Source organism: Salibacterium sp. K-3 (assembly GCF_054052005.1).
Genome location: NZ_JBSVZE010000002.1, coordinates 150421 through 168289 on the forward strand (window position 1 = coordinate 150421; position 17869 = coordinate 168289).

18 protein-coding genes are annotated in these 17869 nt (G+C 50.0%); 7 read left to right on the forward strand and 11 right to left on the reverse strand.

Annotated elements, in window-relative coordinates; genetic code table 11:
- Positions 1–53: 53 nt before the first annotated feature.
- Together ACW9JV_RS12875 and ACW9JV_RS12880 are read left to right on the forward strand one after the other, a co-directional pair.
- Positions 54–1247 (forward strand): hypothetical protein, encoded by a 1194-nt coding sequence (locus tag ACW9JV_RS12875; RefSeq protein WP_457335071.1) that lies wholly within the window; start codon positions 54–56, stop codon positions 1245–1247.
- Positions 1248–1546: 299 nt separating this feature from the next.
- Entirely contained in the window at positions 1547–2125 is a 579-nt protein-coding gene (locus ACW9JV_RS12880; RefSeq protein WP_457335073.1) for a hypothetical protein, read from the forward strand.
- A 235-nt stretch (positions 2126–2360) separates the two neighbouring features.
- On the opposite strand, the gene ACW9JV_RS12885 is transcribed toward ACW9JV_RS12880, so the two are convergent.
- The 4 genes from ACW9JV_RS12885 to ACW9JV_RS12900 all read right to left on the reverse strand — a co-directional run bounded on the left by ACW9JV_RS12885 (position 2361) and on the right by ACW9JV_RS12900 (position 5490).
- Complete coding sequence (locus ACW9JV_RS12885; RefSeq protein WP_457335075.1) at positions 2361–2927, reverse strand: nuclease-related domain-containing protein; 567 nt, start codon at positions 2925–2927, stop codon at positions 2361–2363.
- Between the two features lie 82 nt (positions 2928–3009).
- Entirely contained in the window at positions 3010–3228 is a 219-nt protein-coding gene (locus ACW9JV_RS12890; protein ID WP_457335077.1) for a YdbC family protein, read from the reverse strand.
- A gap of 200 nt (positions 3229–3428) precedes the next feature.
- On the reverse strand, positions 3429–3773 hold the full coding sequence (locus ACW9JV_RS12895; RefSeq protein WP_457335079.1) for a hypothetical protein: 345 nt from the start codon (positions 3771–3773) through the stop codon (positions 3429–3431).
- 1 nt (position 3774) lies between these two features.
- Positions 3775–5490: a hypothetical protein gene (locus ACW9JV_RS12900; RefSeq protein WP_457335081.1), complete on the reverse strand. Its 1716-nt coding sequence runs from the start codon at positions 5488–5490 to the stop codon at positions 3775–3777.
- A gap of 302 nt (positions 5491–5792) precedes the next feature.
- On the opposite strand from ACW9JV_RS12900, the gene ACW9JV_RS12905 reads away from it, so the two are divergent.
- Both ACW9JV_RS12905 and ACW9JV_RS12910 read left to right on the forward strand, forming a co-directional pair.
- Positions 5793–5972 carry an H-type small acid-soluble spore protein gene (locus ACW9JV_RS12905; protein WP_457335083.1) on the forward strand — a complete coding sequence of 60 codons (180 nt, stop codon included), beginning with the start codon at positions 5793–5795 and terminating at the stop codon, positions 5970–5972.
- A 30-nt stretch (positions 5973–6002) separates the two neighbouring features.
- A complete protein-coding gene (locus tag ACW9JV_RS12910) occupies positions 6003–7325 on the forward strand; it encodes a LysM peptidoglycan-binding domain-containing protein (RefSeq protein ID WP_457335085.1) in 1323 nt (440 codons plus the stop codon).
- Positions 7326–7582: 257 nt separating this feature from the next.
- On the opposite strand, the gene ACW9JV_RS12915 is transcribed toward ACW9JV_RS12910, so the two are convergent.
- Positions 7583–8092 (reverse strand): ferritin, encoded by a 510-nt coding sequence (locus ACW9JV_RS12915; RefSeq protein ID WP_457336052.1) that lies wholly within the window; start codon positions 8090–8092, stop codon positions 7583–7585.
- Positions 8093–8192: 100 nt separating this feature from the next.
- Positions 8193–8351, reverse strand: a complete 159-nt coding sequence (locus ACW9JV_RS12920) for a hypothetical protein (RefSeq protein ID WP_457335087.1) — start codon at positions 8349–8351, stop codon at positions 8193–8195.
- 179 nt (positions 8352–8530) lie between these two features.
- Between ACW9JV_RS12920 and ACW9JV_RS12925 the strand changes: the two genes are divergently transcribed.
- Positions 8531–9472: an L-lactate dehydrogenase gene (locus ACW9JV_RS12925; RefSeq protein WP_457335089.1), complete on the forward strand. Its 942-nt coding sequence runs from the start codon at positions 8531–8533 to the stop codon at positions 9470–9472.
- A gap of 277 nt (positions 9473–9749) precedes the next feature.
- Here ACW9JV_RS12925 and ACW9JV_RS12930 read toward each other — a convergent pair whose 3' ends face one another.
- From ACW9JV_RS12930 to ACW9JV_RS12945, 4 genes are all read right to left on the reverse strand, one after another.
- Entirely contained in the window at positions 9750–10058 is a 309-nt protein-coding gene (locus ACW9JV_RS12930) for a hypothetical protein (RefSeq protein WP_457335091.1), read from the reverse strand.
- Between the two features lie 60 nt (positions 10059–10118).
- Positions 10119–11834, reverse strand: coding sequence for a putative ABC transporter permease subunit (locus ACW9JV_RS12935; RefSeq protein ID WP_457335092.1), 1716 nt, complete (start codon positions 11832–11834; stop codon positions 10119–10121).
- Positions 11831–12610: an ABC transporter ATP-binding protein gene (locus ACW9JV_RS12940; protein WP_457335094.1), complete on the reverse strand. Its 780-nt coding sequence runs from the start codon at positions 12608–12610 to the stop codon at positions 11831–11833. Before ACW9JV_RS12940 ends, ACW9JV_RS12935 begins: the two co-directional genes overlap by 4 nt.
- 115 nt (positions 12611–12725) lie before the next feature.
- On the reverse strand, positions 12726–13928 hold the full coding sequence (locus ACW9JV_RS12945) for a CHAD domain-containing protein (RefSeq protein WP_457335096.1): 1203 nt from the start codon (positions 13926–13928) through the stop codon (positions 12726–12728).
- 162 nt (positions 13929–14090) lie between these two features.
- On the opposite strand from ACW9JV_RS12945, the gene ACW9JV_RS12950 reads away from it, so the two are divergent.
- Complete coding sequence (locus ACW9JV_RS12950; protein WP_457335098.1) at positions 14091–15107, forward strand: LLM class flavin-dependent oxidoreductase; 1017 nt, start codon at positions 14091–14093, stop codon at positions 15105–15107.
- Between the two features lie 693 nt (positions 15108–15800).
- Here ACW9JV_RS12950 and ACW9JV_RS12955 read toward each other — a convergent pair.
- The gene (locus ACW9JV_RS12955; protein ID WP_457335100.1) at positions 15801–16631 is read right to left on the reverse strand and encodes a rhamnogalacturonan acetylesterase; all 831 of its coding nucleotides are present in this window, start codon (positions 16629–16631) and stop codon (positions 15801–15803) included.
- 283 nt (positions 16632–16914) lie between these two features.
- Here ACW9JV_RS12955 and ACW9JV_RS12960 point away from each other — a divergent pair, with 283 nt between their 5' ends.
- On the forward strand, positions 16915–17769 hold the full coding sequence (locus ACW9JV_RS12960) for an AraC family transcriptional regulator (RefSeq protein WP_457335102.1): 855 nt from the start codon (positions 16915–16917) through the stop codon (positions 17767–17769).
- Positions 17770–17869: the final 100 nt, after the last annotated feature.

Below are 17869 nucleotides of genomic sequence, written 5' to 3' on the forward strand. Positions count from 1 at the left end.
ATCTTTCATATGCTGAAAAAGAATCCCATGGACGAAAGAAAGGTGGCAGGGCCATGAAACTGGACGTAAAGTTCCATCAGGAAAAAATAGGAGAGATCGAAGAATCGCAGCTTCTTCCCTTTCTGCATCACTGCCGGGACGCTGGATTTGAAACCCGGTGGAATCTGGAGGAAAAATCAATAGATATACAGGGAGGGTTAAGCGGAGGACATCTATCCGTGGTCCGGGAAGAAGAGAACCGTCCTTATGAACAGGATTTACGCAGACAGCTGAAGAAATGGTCCGCCTCTACGGGGCTCACCGTACATGAAACCGACCGGGAAACGCTCGGGCAGAACGACCATCTGCATCTGTTCCCGTTTTCGACGGAGTTCAGCGAAGACACGAATGAACCGCACGTCACGATTTTCTATTATCTGCCGAACGAAATGAAAGACATCAAGGCAAGAATCGAGAAACAAAACTCTCCCCTGCCCTTTCACGTAACCTGGAAGCGTGAAAAACAGCGCCTGCCCGCGCCGCTGCTGCGCATCGTCTGCCACCTGCCGGAAGATAACAGCCAAACCCAATGGCAGACGTTCAGCTCATCACTCAGTATATTTCTCGTCATGGGGATCAGCCGGTATTTTATGGAACGAAAACGAGTCACAGCCACTTCTCTCTCTGATGTGCACCTGGGTGGATTTTTTCGAAAGGAACCGGCTCCTCCAGAAAAAAAGAAAACCCCGGCCCCTGCAGAAAAAAAAGCGGCGCCTGCTCCGTCCAAGCAGCAGGCACAGGCCGATGTCTTTTTTGACTATACCGTGCACACCTCCAAAGAGAGCAGCTCGTTTCTCGTGACCGGCGAACTGATCATAAAAAATGCCGGAGACACGCCTCTCGACCAGCCTCGTTTCTGCCTGAAAACCAATCCGGTGGCGGGAGTGCAGATCGGCGGACAGATTCTTCCGCCGCAGCAGACGGAGGTTCTCGGCGTGCAGTCCGAAGCGGGGACAAAAGGATGGCAGTTTATGGAGGAGAACTGGCTCGAAACGGCCGAAGAACGCGGAGAATATTGGATCCGTCCCATTGACCGTGTCCGTATTCCCCCCGCCGGGTCCCTTGCGCTTCCCAAACTGCAGCTCATCATGGACCACCCCGCCGATTCCGACACGACGGTCATTCAAGCCGCAGCATATTTTGAAAATCACAATCAGTCTTTTCCCTCTAGCAATGCCATCCGCCTCTCGTTTGCAGACAAGGCATGAGCACGTTTTCCGGCGGCTTGGGTGAAACGATTGGCACCTCTTCTCCTGCTGCCATATGCTGATCGTGAAAGGAGGGATAACTCACGACCTCACGACCTGACTGACAAAAGCAACTGATTTTTCCATGGAACCCATGAGGTTCCCTGTTATCATATATGTTTTTTACCCCTCAACGTCCGTCCGTTCGTTCCCCCCATGAGTATGTTTCGGAATGGCCCGTGAACCCCGCCGGTTCACGGGCTTTTTTTCACGCCGCCCATCCTTTATTCATACATATACCAGAGACAGGAGGGATAAGGATGGAGGACAGACAACGCCCGTCTGCGGACACAGCGTCGGATGAACACTTCCACCTGCAGCAGCAGATCATTTATTACAAAGCGGAAGCGGCGAAGTACAGAAGCCGCCTGCAGGCGTTCGACAAAGACCCCGCCTATCACCAGATCAATACATTGACGTCGGAAAACAGCCATCTGAATGATAAGGTGGATCGTCTGACCCGGCATATGGAAGACCTGGAAAAAAGGCAGGTGAAAGACTTGCAGCACGCCAACCGCCGCCTCGCTGAAGATGTAAAGGAAGCCGTTACCGCCCGGGAAGAGTACCGTACGTCTCTGGATACAGCTAAGGCCGAAAACGCATCCCTGCAACGGCAGGTCGACCGGCTGAGAACCATATTAAAGGAAGAAGCAGAGAAGAAAGAACAGCTGCGGAAAGAGAAAGAACAATACAAGGAAGAACTCCAGTATGAACGCCGTTGGAGGGAAGAAACGACCGCGCTGATTGAAGAATGGAAACAGCACCTCAAACCGTATCTTCCGGATAGAAAAGAGGGCCGGCATACCGACCCTCTCGAGGACCCACAGACGGACATCTGATGCGCTATTTTTTCTTTTTCTGCGGTTTCAAAGGGCCGATCGGACATTCAGTACGCTATATCCTCTTTTTCAAGCAGTTTTAGAAGGAAAAGGCTATGATAACGAAACCAATGTCCGATTGACCACCATAAACGAAGATATAACAGCATATAACGGAACAGATGTCCGTGATGTATGTATGTTCGTCATCGCAATTGATAAAAAAAACTCCGCTTCCTGCTGGAAACGAAGGATTTTACCGCTGTTCTGCCGGAGTGGATGCTAAGGTATCATACAATGTCAAGATCGTTTCTTCACCCAGTAATGGTCTTTGATGCTGAAACCGTGTGATAAACATTTTGCGCTGGATATATTCGGATAGTTCTTTGTGATGCATCAGAATCCGGCTGGAACTGCTTTTCCGCCAAACCGGCGCGGTCTCAAAGGTAGAGGGGGCTAGAAAGGAAACGATGGAGATAAAATACTCATGATACTGCGGAGGGATCCTCGTCTGGATCGTCTCCCTCCATTCGTTCAGCCGGCAGAAGGGGTTCGCTATTGCCACCGTGTCATTTACGTACCAGGTTTTTTGTTCCATGTCCGCCTGAATGTGTCCGGTTTCGGTGCGCTGGTTTACTACAAATATACCGCAGGGGGACAGGATAATATAATCGATGGCTGCCGCACCGGAGGCGCTGTGTACAGGGACATCGCGCACATACTGTATCGGATGCGGGAGCTGCCGCAGTTCGTCTTCTATTTCCTTTATCATCGCGCGGCGTGCATCTTTCTTTTTTTTCTGAAAAATATCCCTGAACATCATCGTTAACCTTCCCCCTATGAGTTTCTTACTATTTACATCGTCACTTTTCTGCAATATTTTAGGGGAGGTTCGGCAGAAAACGTCATATTTTTTGTTGAAGCAGTTCTTTAAGCTGCTGGAGTTCTTCGTTTGTGAGGGTGACGCCTTTTCCCATTTTCTCCCGTCCGGGTGCCCAGTCTCTCAAATCGTATTTCGGCTCCCGGTTGTTCCAGGTGACCCGGTTCAATTCTTTCGTCCAGCCTTTCGGGGATTCCGACACCACTCCGATATGTTCCACGATTTCATACGTAAGATCTGCCATGTTTCTTCCTCCTTTTTTCTTCTATTATACTTGCTGGCGGAAGTTGTCGCTATATCGGCGGAAAACGAAATATTTCGGCGGAATGCTGGTTTTTATCGGCGGTTTCGGGTGAAATATCGGCGGGATTTCTATTTTATCGGCGAAACGGCCTGTCTTCCTTCATAAAAAGGACTGCTCCAACAGAGCAGTCCCATGTTGATCTATTTGATCCGGATTTCGGCGTTCACATTTCCGGCATTTTTTGATTTTACAGAGAGGCCTTTTCCTCCCTTAGTCTGTATCGCTTCAAATACGACTTTTCTCTTCACACCTGTTACATCAATAGTATACAGCTTCCCCTGTTCCGGTGTCAGAACGACAGATTTTGTTTTTTTCCCGTTGTGGTAGATGGGCAGTGGTTCTTTTTGATCATCATCTTTGTCATAAGCATTGACACGGAGCTGTCTCGTTTGATGATTGACACTATCATTCCGTAATTTTACTGTCATTTCATTTTTCCCGGGTTTTACAGGGATAGAGCTGCGCGACACATTTCTTTTTGCCACGTTATCCCTCCTGCTTATGGTTTAAAGCTTCCATCACATCGGATAGAACCTGGCTTTTGTTATTGTCTTCCCTGCTTAATACATGCAGCGTCTCTGTTAATCGATTGATCATGCTGTTCAGATCCGTTTCGTTTCCGCTCATCGCTTCCAGCAGAGCCAATGTTGAAATGGCAGTGGCTATGGTTGTAACTCCGCTGTTTGAAACATTCACCATCGTATTATTGCCGGTTTTCAGCGTATTGCCGCCGGCTTCTGCTTTTATCTCGTTATCATCAAAACTCGTTTGGGATTCGGACTCAGATTCTGCTTCCGCCTCGGCTTCTGCCTCTGCTTCCGCTTCGGCTTCTGCCTCCGCTTCGGCTTCTGCCTCAGCCTCTGCTTCTGCCTCGGCCTCTGCTTCTGCCTCGGCCTCTGCTTCTGCCTCGGCCTCTGCTTCCGCCTCAGCCTCTGCTTCCGCCTCGGCCTCTGCTTCTGCCTCGGCTTCTGCTTCTGCCTCCGCTTCGGCTTCGGCTTCCGCCTCAGCCTCTGCTTCCGCCTCGGCCTCTGCTTCCGCCTCGGCCTCTGCTTCTCCATCGATATCTGCTGCTGCATCAGCATCGGATTCTGCATCTGATTCCGCTTCAGATTCTGCCTCGGCTTCGGCTTCTGCCTCAGCCTCTGCTTCCGCCTCGGCCTCTGCTTCCGCCTCGGCTTCGGCTTCTGCTTCTGCCTCGGCTTCGGCTTCTGCCTCGGCTTCTGCTTCTGCCTCAGCCTCGGCTTCTGCCTCGGCCTCTGCTTCCGCTTCGGCTTCTGCTTCTGCCTCGGCTTCGGCTTCCGCTTCGGCTTCTGCTTCTGCCTCGGCTTCGGCTTCCGCTTCGGCTTCCGCCTCGGCTTCTGCTTCTGCCTCGGCCTCTGCTTCTGCCTCGGCTTCGGCTTCCGCTTCGGCTTCTGCTTCTGCCTCGGCTTCGGCTTCCGCCTCGGCTTCGGCTTCTGCCTCGGCTTCTGCTTCTGCCTCGGCTTCGGCTTCCGCTTCAGCTTCTGCTTCTGCCTCGGCTTCTGCTTCCGCTTCAGCTTCTGCTTCTGCCTCGGCTTCCGCTTCGGCTTCAGCTTCTGCTTCTGCCTCGGCTTCCGCTTCGGCTTCTGCCTCCGCCTCAGCAAATCCTATGATTTTGGAATCGACTTCGGATTCAGATTCTGCCTCGGACTCGGACTCCGCTTCAGATTCGGATTCTGCCTCAGCTTCCGACTCCGATTCACTTTCAGATTCCGCTTCTGCCTTTGACTCGGACTCTGCTTCAGATTCGGATTCTGCCTCAGCTTCCGACTCCGACTCACTTTCGGATTCCGCTTCTGCCTTTGACTCGGACTCTGCTTCAGATTCGGATTCTGCCTCAGCTTCCGACTCTGATTCACTTTCAGATTCCGCTTCTGCCTCGGATTCGGACTCCGCTTCAGATTCCGCCTCAGCTTCCGACTCCGATTCACTTTCAGATTCCGCTTCTGCCTCGGATTCGGACTCCGCTTCGGATTCCGCCTCAGCTTCCGACTCTGATTCACTTTCAGATTCCGCTTCTGCCTCAGACTCGGATTCAGATTCACTCTCTGCTTCAGCCTCTGCTTCGGCTTTAGCTATATTCTGAATAAGCAATTCCAATTCTGCTAATTTTTCCAATAAATCTTTTTTTCGTTTTTTTAAATGCTTCATATTTTTTTCATGCCGTGACATGAATTCAGACATACACGCTCTCCCTTTCTTACAATTTAATAAAAAAAACTACCGATTGGATTTGGATTCTTCTTCAGCAATCCTCTGTTCAATTTTTTTCAGCTTTTTACGCAAACTTTCCAGTTCCTTTTTCTTGCGTTCCAGCTTCCTGCTGTTCATTTAAAGCATCACTCCTTTCCAAGTGATACTTCATTATAATGAATACAGGTGTTTTTGTTGTGGGAGGTTACATCAAGCAATTCGTGGAATTATGGAGACGAATAGGAGAAAGAGGGAATCGTTATACTAAAAAGCATCAGAGGAGGTGATAAGCCATGGATGTGTTACGCGCCCAAGATATTGCCGCTTCTCCAGTCATGGCAGAGGTTACTTATGGCGGCACGTCTGTCTACATTCAGCATGTCGATGAAGACAGCCGTACCGCCCGTATTTATTCGCTTGAATATCCGGATGAAGAATTAACCGTCCCGCTCGATCAATTAGTGGAACACTAAGGGACAGGTTCAAAGAAAGGATCCTTCCATATGAAAATAATCATCTATGTAGTGGCTGCTGTGTTTTGTTTTTCCGTACCGGTATCAACCATGAAAGCCGCTGTCATATATACCGTAAACGAAAACGACAGCTTGTGGGAGATTTCCCGTAATTATGGGACATCCATGGAGCTCCTTCAGCGGATCAACGGCATCCGGGATCCTGACGTAGTCGTTCCAGGACAATCGTTACTGCTCCCCGGACAGGAATACATCGTCAGAGAAGGGGATTCCCTCTGGACCATCGCCAACCTGCATCAGACTTCCACAGACCGGTTGCAGCAGATCAACGGGCTGTCCTCTTCTGTCCTGCATCCCGGACAGACATTAACCATTCCAGAAAGCCGCCGCCAACGGATCCGCACAGGTGCTTTTTTCGAACCTTCCACTCCGGCGGAAAATGAACAGGCCTTGACCTTTTACCGCCGCTATTTAAGCTCGGTCGGTTTTTTTGAATACCGTCCGGACGAAAATGGTCAGTTAAGCCGCCTAAGCGGAGACGAGGCTGTGACCACCGCATGGAAAAAAGGAATGACACCATATGCCACCATCACAAATCTAACGGAAGAAGGTTTTGATGCCGCCCTTGCGCACACCCTTCTTTCCCATCCTGAAAAACGGCAGCATTTGATCGGTCAGATTGCCCATCTGGTGGATGAGAAACAGTATAAGGGTGTCATTATTGATTTTGAAAGCCTGGACGTTCAGGATCGTCGTTCCTACCAGACGTTTGTACGGGAATTGGGAAAGCGGATGGATGCGGTCGGGGGAAAAACAGGTCTTGCGCTGCCGCCCATGCAGGGAGCCCGGGAGCCGTCCCATCATGCTGCCTACGATTATGAAGGGCTGGGTACCCATGCTGACTTTGTTTTTTTAATGACCTATGACTGGAGCTGGCCCGGAGGTAAAGCAGGGCCGATTGCCCCGATAAACAAAGTAGATGAAACCATTCAATATGCTTCATCAGTTATTCCAGCGGATAAAATATATCTCGGATTTGCAATGTATGCCTACGACTGGCTCGTGTCGGGAGAAGATGGACAAAACACGGCCTATTCCCAGCAGGAGGCGTTAAATAAGGCATCCAAAAATTTCAGCACTATTACGTATCACGTGAACCGGGCCACACCGTCTTTCCGGTACCGGGACAATAACGGAGCCGTTCATGAAGTATGGTTTGAAGACGCCCGTTCGCTTCTCGCTAAATACCGTCTCGTCAAAAAGTACGATCTCAAAGGGCTCGGCGGCTGGAAAACCGGTCTCCGCTTTCCTCAGGCCGGCTATCTGCTCAAAGACGAATTCATGATCGAATAAACAGGTTGCCGATCAAAAAAAGGCCCCGCTGCAGCAGCGGAACCCTTTATTGAAGAAACAGTTGGACATGTGATCCGTTATATTTTCTATTTTGGCGTAAAAGGGGGAGCCGGCGGACATCCGGTACGTTATAATCCCCTTTTCGAGTAAATTCAGAAGAAATTTTATCGATTAACGGAACCAATGTCCGTCCCTCTAAATAGCTGTATTGCCGGCGTTTAGCGGAACAGATGTCCGCAAGCGGCGGCAGGCGGACCTTATTCCTGGGCGGATGCGTCAAATTTACGCTTGCCGAGCTCTTCTTCGAGCATGAAGAACGCATTGCTGTCGCTGTCAATGCGTTCCAGTTTCTGAATGAGATCGTCAAACAGCGACTCTTCTTCAATCTGTTCTTCAATAAACCAGTTCAAAAAGTTCATCGTCGCGTGTTCGCGCTCGTCAAGCGCCATATCAGCAAGCTTGTAAATCCGCTGGGTGACGTCTTTTTCCTGCTCCAGTCCTTTTTGAAACGTATCCAGGACGGAGAAAAATTCATTATTCGGGCTGTCAAAGCCGTGCACGTACGCACGCGCGCCCATGTCATTCAGAAAGTGATAGAATTTCATACCGTGAAAGCGTTCCTCTTCAGCCTGCACTAAAAAGAAATTCGCAAACCCGTCGAGGCTTTCCGCCGAGCAGTAAGCCGCTGCTGCCATATAGGCGTGGGCCGAATAAAACTCATAGTTCATCTGCTCAATTAATCCATCTTTCAGTTTCTCACTCATCATCGCGTATCCCGCCTTTCGATATGTTTCCACAATTTTCTCTTCTCTTTATTCATCATACCACGGCATTTCCTGCCTGTATAATCATATGGTACGTCTTGGATCAGTCCCGGGAGCGTTCTGCCTGCACTTCCATTTTGGCTTCTTCATGAATTTCTTTTTCCTCTTCTTCCCGGTAGTCCCAGAGAGTGTTATAGACCTCTACCAGGCTCTCTTCGGGGAGGCTGTCAATTAAAGCATGAATGTCGTCCCTTAGTGACATGTAAATGCTCCTTCCTGCTGCTGTCTTGAACTCCTGATTGTACTGTTACCTGCATCTTTCTACTCTAAACCAACAAGTACCATGTCACATGATTTTCATATTTCATGTGAAACATTTCACAACCGACATGTTATGATGTAAATGTGAAATCATTCACATGTTAAGAGGAGGGAGACGACATGAAACAAAGAGAACGCGTTGTTATTATAGGAGCCGGTGCCGTGGGGTGCAGCTACGCTTACTCCCTTCTGCATCAAGGCAACGCCGGAGAAATAGTGCTTATCGATGTGGATACGGATAAGGCGGATGGCGAAGCGATGGACCTTCGGCACGGCATGCCGTTTGCTCCTGCTCCCGTGACCATACGGACCGGAGATTATACGGACTGCCGCGACGCGTATCTGATAGTGATAACAGCCGGAGCTTCCCAGAAACCGGGCGAAACACGTCTCGATCTGGTCACCAAAAATGCGGGCATCTTCCGAACGATCGTTGGCGATGTCATGGCCCATGACTTTGACGGGATATTTCTTATCGCGACCAACCCCGTCGACATTTTAACGCAGGTGACGCGAGATGTTTCCGGGCTTCCGGCAGAAAGAGTGATAGGCTCCGGCACCGTCCTCGATTCCGTGCGGCTGCGGACGATGCTCGGGGAATATTTCAACATCGATGCCCGGAATATTCATGCCACTGTCATCGGCGAGCACGGAGATACGGCACTTCCGGTATGGAGCCGGGCCGCCGCGGGAATGAAAGACATCCAGACCATGGCCGAGGAAAAAGCGGAATCAGAAGATGAGCCGCTCGAGGCCATCTTTGAAAAAGTACGCACCGCGGCTTATGACATGATACAACGGAAAGGTTCCACCCACTTCGGCATCGGGATGGCGCTCGCCCGGATCACAAGCGCCATTCTTCGGGATGAGCAGGCCGTCCTGCCTGTATCCGCCTGCCTGAACGGGGAATACGGGGAAAAAGATCTTTATATCGGTGTTCCCGCCGTGATCGGACGAAGCGGCATCCGCGACATTGTCGAAATCAACCTGAATGACACCGAGCAGCAGCAGTTTGCCGACTCCGTCCTTACCCTTAAGGAAACCATGAACGCTCTGTCGTAAAGCTTCTTAAAAAATGCAGTGCCTGATACTCATGGTTACGTTTATAGGCTCGCTTCACTGCGCAAACGTAACCATGGATGCACCATAATTACGTTTGTTCTGCTTTTCAACGGCGTTTTGGCCGCATGAACCTTCCTATGTTACGTTTGCACCCATTTCCGATTACGAAAACGTAACATAAGCAAGCCTCCCAAACGTTCCCACAAAAAAATCCGGACGAGGACGTGCGCGCTGCTGGTCAGCGGACTTCCCATCCGGATATATGTTAGTTTCTTTATCAGTCGCTGGTCCGGCTGTGCTCCAGCTTCTTTTTCATTTCATATATGTCCTGTTCGTGGTGCCATCCTTTCATCGCAAGCAGGTCGACACCACTTTCCACTTTAGAGAGACGCTCCTTGATTTCGTCCTGGCCTTTATCCAGCTTATCTACTTTGACTTCCAGCTTGTCTACTTTGACATCCAACTTGTCAAACCGGTTTTCCATTCTTGTCATGCGGTCAACCAGTGATTTGACGCCGGCGGTGATTTCTTTCTGACCTTCCAGAAGAGCGTGCAGCAGCTGTGTCGTTTCTTCCGGCATAGCCATCGTTCCTTTCTTCGTGGTACAGCTATTATATCACAGAGCTGGTTTCCTCCCTACTATTTTTCACTCTCTGCCCTCCGGCATGCTTACCTGAATACCCTGTTCGATGCGGCGGCCGGCCAGGTACAGAAACGTCACACATGTGCCGGCGGTGAGAAAAAGAAACACGAGAATGCTGAGCGCCATCACGAGCGCGCCGTTTGCCAGTTTCAGCTGCAGAAGCGACGCGGCTACGGACGCACTGCCTCCTATGATACCACCGCCTGCAACCTGTTCAAACAGCCCGGCGCTTTCCGCGGGTACAACGACAAGCAGCACGGGGATCAGCGTCAGCAGCACGTACACATAGGACGAAACCATCATCAGGATGGATGGGGCTGTCTGCACGCGGTTCTGTGGATTAGCCGGATTATACTTTCCACCGACAGCGCCGATCCAGAGACCCATCGCACTAAGCGCCGGGCTGATGACAGCGTTTAGCAGAAGGCCGAAAAGGAAGAGATGGAAAGGCCAGTCGAGAAAAAGGCCTGCCGCGATCTGTATGAAAGATACAGGAAGATATGGCAGCAGCCAGCTCATCCACAGCTTTCCGCAAGCCGTCTGGATCCCTGTGACAGGGAGAACCTGCAGCATCCAGCTTGACACTCCTTCTCTGGCCACGAAGGACGCGGACAGACTTCCGTTAATAAAGGCAAAAACAGCAAGCGCCACCGCCTGCACGGCCGTCCAGGAAATTAGCGGATCGAGTTCCCGCAGGCCGGAAATTCCGGCACCGCTCGTTGAAGAACCAACGCCGAAGAAGATAAACAGAAACACAAACGGCATGAAAATGAGCCATTCTCGGACATCCCGCTTCATATAGCGCCATTCCTTCAACCCAATTTCGGTAACGGGACGCCGCACCTTGAATGTCCCGCCTTTCGCGCCGGCTGTCTTTTTCTTGTTTTTCCCTTCATTCAGTTGAATCCAGCCGCTCCGGAACCCTTTTTCCACAAGAGTGGAAGCAGCAAGAGACAACCCGGCGGCCGCGGCGGCGAGCAGCAGCATCGGCAGCAGAAACGATACGTTTCCTTCCATCGCATCGGTTAGAGCCGAGGCGCCCCAGCTCATCGGGAGCCAACCGGGGATCTCCGGAAGCATGCCTGCCTGAAAACCGCTCTCTGTTTCTCTGTCCATCATCAGATTAGGAAGCTGGATCATGGCGTAGACGAGCAGTCCGGACACCGCGCTCATGACTGTCATTAATTCATTGGCCCGTTTGGCCGGTATGATATGCACGAGCCCCATGTTGATAAAATACGCAAACGCCACACCGAGTGCTGGAATCGACAGCAGCACCACCAACAGGGCCGGGTAAAAATACCAATGCGCACCGACCTGGAAGCCGTAAAACAGACCCGGCAGAAAGGTAAATAGAAACAGGACGGCCGGAATGCCGATGAAACTCTGAATATATTTTACCCAGTAAATATGGCGCACCTTAATCGGAAGGGTGAACAAAAAGGCGAGATCCCCGGACGCATAAAGGTGTTTGAAAACCTGGGGAACGCCCATCAACAGAAGCAGTCCGAGCATCATCATGAATAAATAGGAAAAAATAAGATCAAGCCAGTTCAGCGCATATGTCTCCGGCAGCGATGTTACGATATTTAATGCAAGCAGCAGGAACCCTGCGAGTGCCAGCCCTGTAAACCCGTAGGCCAGGTTTGTACCGGTACGGTTCGTTTCGATTGTATGCTTCCATATCTTCCACTGCACCTGCAAAAGAATCCGGATCATGAGGATTCCGACCTCCCGCCGGAGAGCTCCCGGATTAATTCCTGCTGCTCCTCATCCCCGGTTAGCTCGAGGAAAATATCCTCCAGACTCGCGCTGCTTTCCCCTCGCAGTTCTTCCATCGTCCCAAGGGCCGCGATCCGGCCGTCGCGGATGATGCCGATCCGGTCACACATCTCTTGTGCGATCTCAAGAATATGCGTCGAGACGAACACGGTTGTTCCATCGTCACATAACTGCCGCAGCAGGTCTTTCAGCGTCTTGGCACTCTTTGGATCAAGCCCCACCGTCGGTTCATCGAGAAAAATAACATCCGGGTCGTGCAGCAAAGCGCCGGTGAGCGCCATCTTCTGCTTCATCCCGTGGGAATACCCTTCGATCAGTTCATCCACCCGCTGTTCAAGGGAAAACAGCTCAAACAGGCGTCCCGCTTTTCGCTCCGCTTCCCGTGCTGACAGCCCGAACACCGAGGCGATGAACCGTATGTACTCCCATCCGGTCAATTTCTCATACAATGCGGGCTGATCCGGAACATAGGCGATTTTCTTTTTGGCCTCGAGCGGCTGCTTCCATATGTCGACACCGTCGACCTCAATCGTGCCGCTGCTTGGTTCCAATAGTCCCGTCATCATTTTAATCGTCGTCGTTTTGCCGGCTCCGTTCGGTCCGAGAAAGCCGAACAGTTCCCCTTTTGGAATATCCAGTGTGATGTCCTCGGCAGCCGAAAACGAACCGAACTGTTTCGACACGTCTTCCAGTTTTAACGCTGATGATGTCACCTTACCACTCCTTTCTTCCTTTCTTCCTACGGATGCCTCGCAACCTCCGTTTCAGAAAGCATCAAAATCCGCCCGGTCAAAGCCGGGCGGAAGAGGGTTATCTCCTTATCTCCTGTTATTCAATGTGTACCGCGGCAGCTTTGGTTTCCAGTTCTTCCTGCAGTTTTTCCTTCACCGCATTTATATGCTCCGTGGACACCTCAAGTTTCTTTTCCGTATCTTTCAGCATTTTCAGCCAGTCCCTTATGTCATTAATGTCCCCGAACTGCCGCTGGTACTGTTTATACGCTTTTGCCTCTGAGGCGTAAACGGAACTGTAAATGCCGCTGACGTACGCGTATATATAGCGGAGCTTTTTGGATTCGATGCGGACGTCATGGAGTGCTTTCAGTGCAGCTTTGGATGCTGCACCTTTTTCGGCAGCAGCGGTCTGATATTGTTCCTTTTTCTCCTGAAACGCCCGTTCATGCGTCTGGAGTCGTTCTTCGAGCGTCATGGAGCGGACCAGGGCAGGGAGTTCCCTGCTGCAGAATGTCTCCCAGTGCTCCTGGAATTTCTGATTGATGATTTTCGGGAGGTTTTTCGCGAGCTTTTCCTGTTCTTTTTCCCGTTTCCTGTGAACCACTGCGGCCGCGTCGCGAAAGACAGCGGCCTCCTCGTCTATTGCTTCCTGTTCCGCCCGTTTCAAAAATGCGTCAATCAGCACATCCCGTTCCCGCACGCGCCCGAGCCGTTTGTGCGCATCGTCGAGTCTGTCCATCAGTTTATGATCCTCCGGGATGCCGAGAAAGGAAAGCAGCGTCTGGAGGCGGCGTCCTTTCACACGGGCCTGGTGGAGGTCTTCGATATCGGTGAACGAGACCGCTTTTTCACAGAACTCCACATACTCCTGAACGATCTCCTCGAGCACTGTCTGCCAGCGCTCTGTCCAAGCCGCGCCTGCGTTTTCCATACAGTCCCGGCATAGAAACAATCCTTTGACTTTCACGATCGAATCACGGGAGCCGCAGATGCTGCAGGAGGCGCCGGCGGCCTGAAGCCGGATGATGTCGTTCTCCACTTCGACTTCTATCTTGTCCCCCTGCTTCCAGTCAAACTCCTGCCGGAGCGCGGCCGGGATAAGGAGCCGCCCCTGATCGTCGAGGATTTTACAGTTTTCCTCGTTTTCGTTTGTTTTGGAAACAATCACAGCCAGGCGGTTGGTCTCATGATCCAATGTAAGCGGATGTTCCGTCAACGCCAGTTCTTCGCGGATATCTTTCGGGACGACCACCCGTCCCATCGCATCAACCTGTCTCGTCTGCGTCTTTCCTGCCATTTCACATTCCCCGCCTTTTCACCCTTTTTGTTCCTTATTCCCTTCTGTTTCGATTCCAAACCCCGTGACTCCTTCTTCTGCTTAGACAAATCATTTGGGCAGGTGCGGCATGATTGGTAAAATATAAATGATCTATTTTCTACAGAAAGAAGTGGAACATATATGAGTCATTTATTCGAAAACGTCCGCTATTCCGTCCTGGATCTTTCTCCGATCGTCGAAGGCGGATCACCGGCGGACTCCTACCGGAACACCGTCGATCTCGCCCGTTTCGCCGAAAACCGCGGGTATGAACGCTTCTGGCTCGCAGAACACCATAACATGCCGTTTATCGGAAGTTCTGCGACGTCCGTATTAATCGGCCATGTGGCGGGTGCCACGTCTTCGATCCGCGTCGGCTCCGGCGGCATCATGCTTCCAAACCATGCGCCGCTTGTGATCGCCGAACAGTTCGGCACACTGGATACCCTTTATCCGAACCGGATTGACCTCGGCCTCGGCCGCGCTCCCGGCACCGATCAGCCGACGATGCAGGCGCTGCGACGCAGCAGCAAGAGCGACGGCCATGATTTCCCGCAGATGCTCTCAGAACTCCGCCAGTACCTGGATTCCCATCTCGGCTCGGACAACCAGCGGATCCGTGCCGTACCGGGCCAGGGTTCGGATATCCCGATCTGGCTCCTCGGCTCGAGCGGCTTCAGCGCCCAGCTTGCCGGACAGCTCGGGCTGCCGTTTGCGTTTGCAAGCCATTTCTCCCCGGACAACACGATCCCGGCGATGAACCTGTACCGCGAATCGTTCCAGCCGTCGCACGTGCTGGATGAACCGTACGGCATGGTGTGCGCAAACGTCATCGCCGCCGATACCGATGAGGAAGCGGAATACTTGAGCTCGACGATGAAACAGCAGTTTCTCAATCTCGTCCGCGGCACGGAAATGAAAGTACAGCCGCCGGTGGCGGACATGGACCAGATCTGGACCGAGCATGAGAAATATTCGCTCCAGCGCCAGCTCGGCTCCTCCATCATCGGTGGTCCCGACACCGTGAAAACCGGTCTGCAGCGTTTTCTGAATGATACGAAGGCCGATGAAATCATGATCAACGCCCAGATTTACGATCATAACGCCCGTCTGCATTCCTATGACATCGCCGCCGACATTATGAACGGAAAGATGTAGTTGCAAAAGAAAGCTGCCGGCAATCGGCGGCTTCTTTTTTCATATGTAGCAGGCAGGCGGCTGGTTGGTTGGTTGACGGATAAGCCTGCTGTTTTGACGGATAAAAGGCTGAATTCGGCGTATAAAACGCTCTACTTGACGGATAACGCCGCATTGGGCGGATATTTCTTTCTTTTCGACGGATATTTGATGGGATTTGGCGGATAAACACTCATTCCGTTTCACCACCGGCATTCTGTGATGAAATGAGAAAAATATATGCAGTAAAAATTAAAGTTTTCACCCAAAAGAAGCGGTGCACAATCAACCCCCTTTGTAACTTCTCATCTCAGGATGTGGTTGACTACGACGCTCTTTCTACACCGTGACTCTCCTGCCGCGCTCTGCTTGGCTGCCTCGTCAGATAGCCCATTGCTGTAGAATGAGCGGTGTGCAATGCTATGGTTCCGGATGTCACCCGGCTGGTTTCTCAGATCGGATCTCGAAGAATGCCGGTCATCCGCACCATGTTGGCAAATTGACGTTGCTGCCTCACGGATCACGGCTGATCCCGATTCAGATCAGCTGCCCGCAGGGTTGAATCAGATCGCGGCTACCTGACGTGACACTTCTTGGTAATAAGGAAAAAGAGTCGGAACATATTCGTCCGACTCCTTTCTATTACCCTTGACTGTCTTTTAATAATTCCTTGTCTTAATAGGAAAATTCTTTTTTCAGTTCCTTTTCAATGTGACTGTGGAGAAGGTGAAGCTTTAATCCGTATACTTCTTCGGCCACTAACTTAGCAATCTTGACAGCACCTTTTTCTTGGAAATGGGTATTATCTTTTGATCCATCTGGATAGTTCGGGTGTTCTCCTGGTTCAAGCCACATGAATAAATCCTTGCTGTCTTCCGGACCGACCTCATTATACAATGCCATGCTTTTCTCCGTCATATCGATTACAGGGACATCTTCCTCTAATCCCAGTTCCTTCATTGCGCCTGGATACTTGCCATGGGAACGTTTTGCCTCACCATCAACTGTGAACCCTCTTCGTTCCACCGGTGTAAGCAGCACTGGAGTTGCTCCCTTCTCACGTGCTCCATCAATATACTCTTTCAAGTAACTTTTATATGTCGTATCTGGATCGGTATAACGGTCCGGGTCATCTGATTTAGAGTCATTGTGCCCGAATTGAATAAATAGATAGTCTCTCTTTTCAATCTCCGCAAGAATCTCATCTAAGCGGCCTTCATCTATAAAACTCTTCGAACTTCTGCCAGAGGCTGCTTCATTATGGACCTCGATTTTTTTATCAAACATACGATCAAGAACTTGTGCCCAACCCATACGCGGAGCGCGATCTTTTCCGTAGTAAGAAGCCGTAGAATCCCCTGCTACGTAAATCGATACGGTATTTTGGTTATGGTCCTTTCCTTTTTCGAAGGATGAATCAGAAGCCATGGCAGAATGACTGCCAAATACCATGCAGATAGAGATCAATGCGGTCATGAATAACCTTTCTTTTTGTGTTTTTTTCATTATATTCCTCCTTATTTTTTAAAATGATAAGGCCCTATCCTCTTTTCTCTTTAACACGTGTTACATTACAATATAGCATAATAAATGAACGAAATATTTTGTTTTCTTGTCTTATTTTTTTGTTTCTATGCTTTTCGTTCATTTTCTAAGAATAGTCTCAATGTACTAGTAAAAGGTGTTAAATTCGCAGCATGTACATGCAAGGTTTTTGTTTTATAATTCAAATGAGTATCTGAATTTTCTGACTTAAAACTTATTCTTTTATAAAGGATGGGACCTTCTCATGCCAGAGATCGAAGTGAAGAAATACGTGCTTGAGAATGAAGCTTTTTTCATTCAATATATGAATTTAAAAGGGTACTTTCAAATGAACAACAGCCATCAACATGACTGTTATGAGATTTTTTATTTATTAGAGGGAGAAAGGGTTTATTTTATCAATGGCCGGGAATTTACAGCTCAAAAAGGCGATATGGTAATTATCAACCCGTATGACCGGCATCACACAGCAAGTTCAGAAGCCGCGGGATTTAAACGTATTTTAATTTACTTCAAACCAGAATTTATATTTCCCTGCGACAAAGGCAGGATCCCATCTATTCTTCCGTTTACCCAGGGGTCACAATTATTAAAGTTTTCCGCCAAAGAGCAATATGCGATCGAACAGCATATTCATAAAATGTATAAAGAGTGTACCGAACAGTGGACGGGCTATGAAATTTGTGTTCAGTCTTTAATGGCCCAGCTTTTGGTTCATATCCACCGCCATCTCACTTTGAGAAAACAGTCTTCGGTTGAACATACTCATCCGATGTTCGGAAAAATAAAGGAAGTTATCGAGTATCTACATCAGCATTATGACGAAGACATTACCTTGGAAAAAACCGCAAAACAATTCTACATAAGCCCTTCCTATTTAAGTCGGTCCTTTAAAAGGGTGACAGGAGTTCCTTTCCGGGAATACTTGCTGGAGAAAAGAATAAAAGAAGCACAGCACCTGCTACGGGTAAAAGAGGAGAAGATCATTACAGTGGCTGACACCGTGGGATTTTCAAACATTTCCCATTTTCAGACGATGTTTAAAAAAGTCGTGGGAATGACTCCGCTTCAGTACCGGTTCAGTAGTGAACCTTGCTGATTCTCTACAAGCGTACCGTAAGGACTTTATTTAAAACAATGTATGACACCTCCATTTACAGGGTTCGGTATCAACTTTCCGGTTCCTGTGCCTTTCTTTT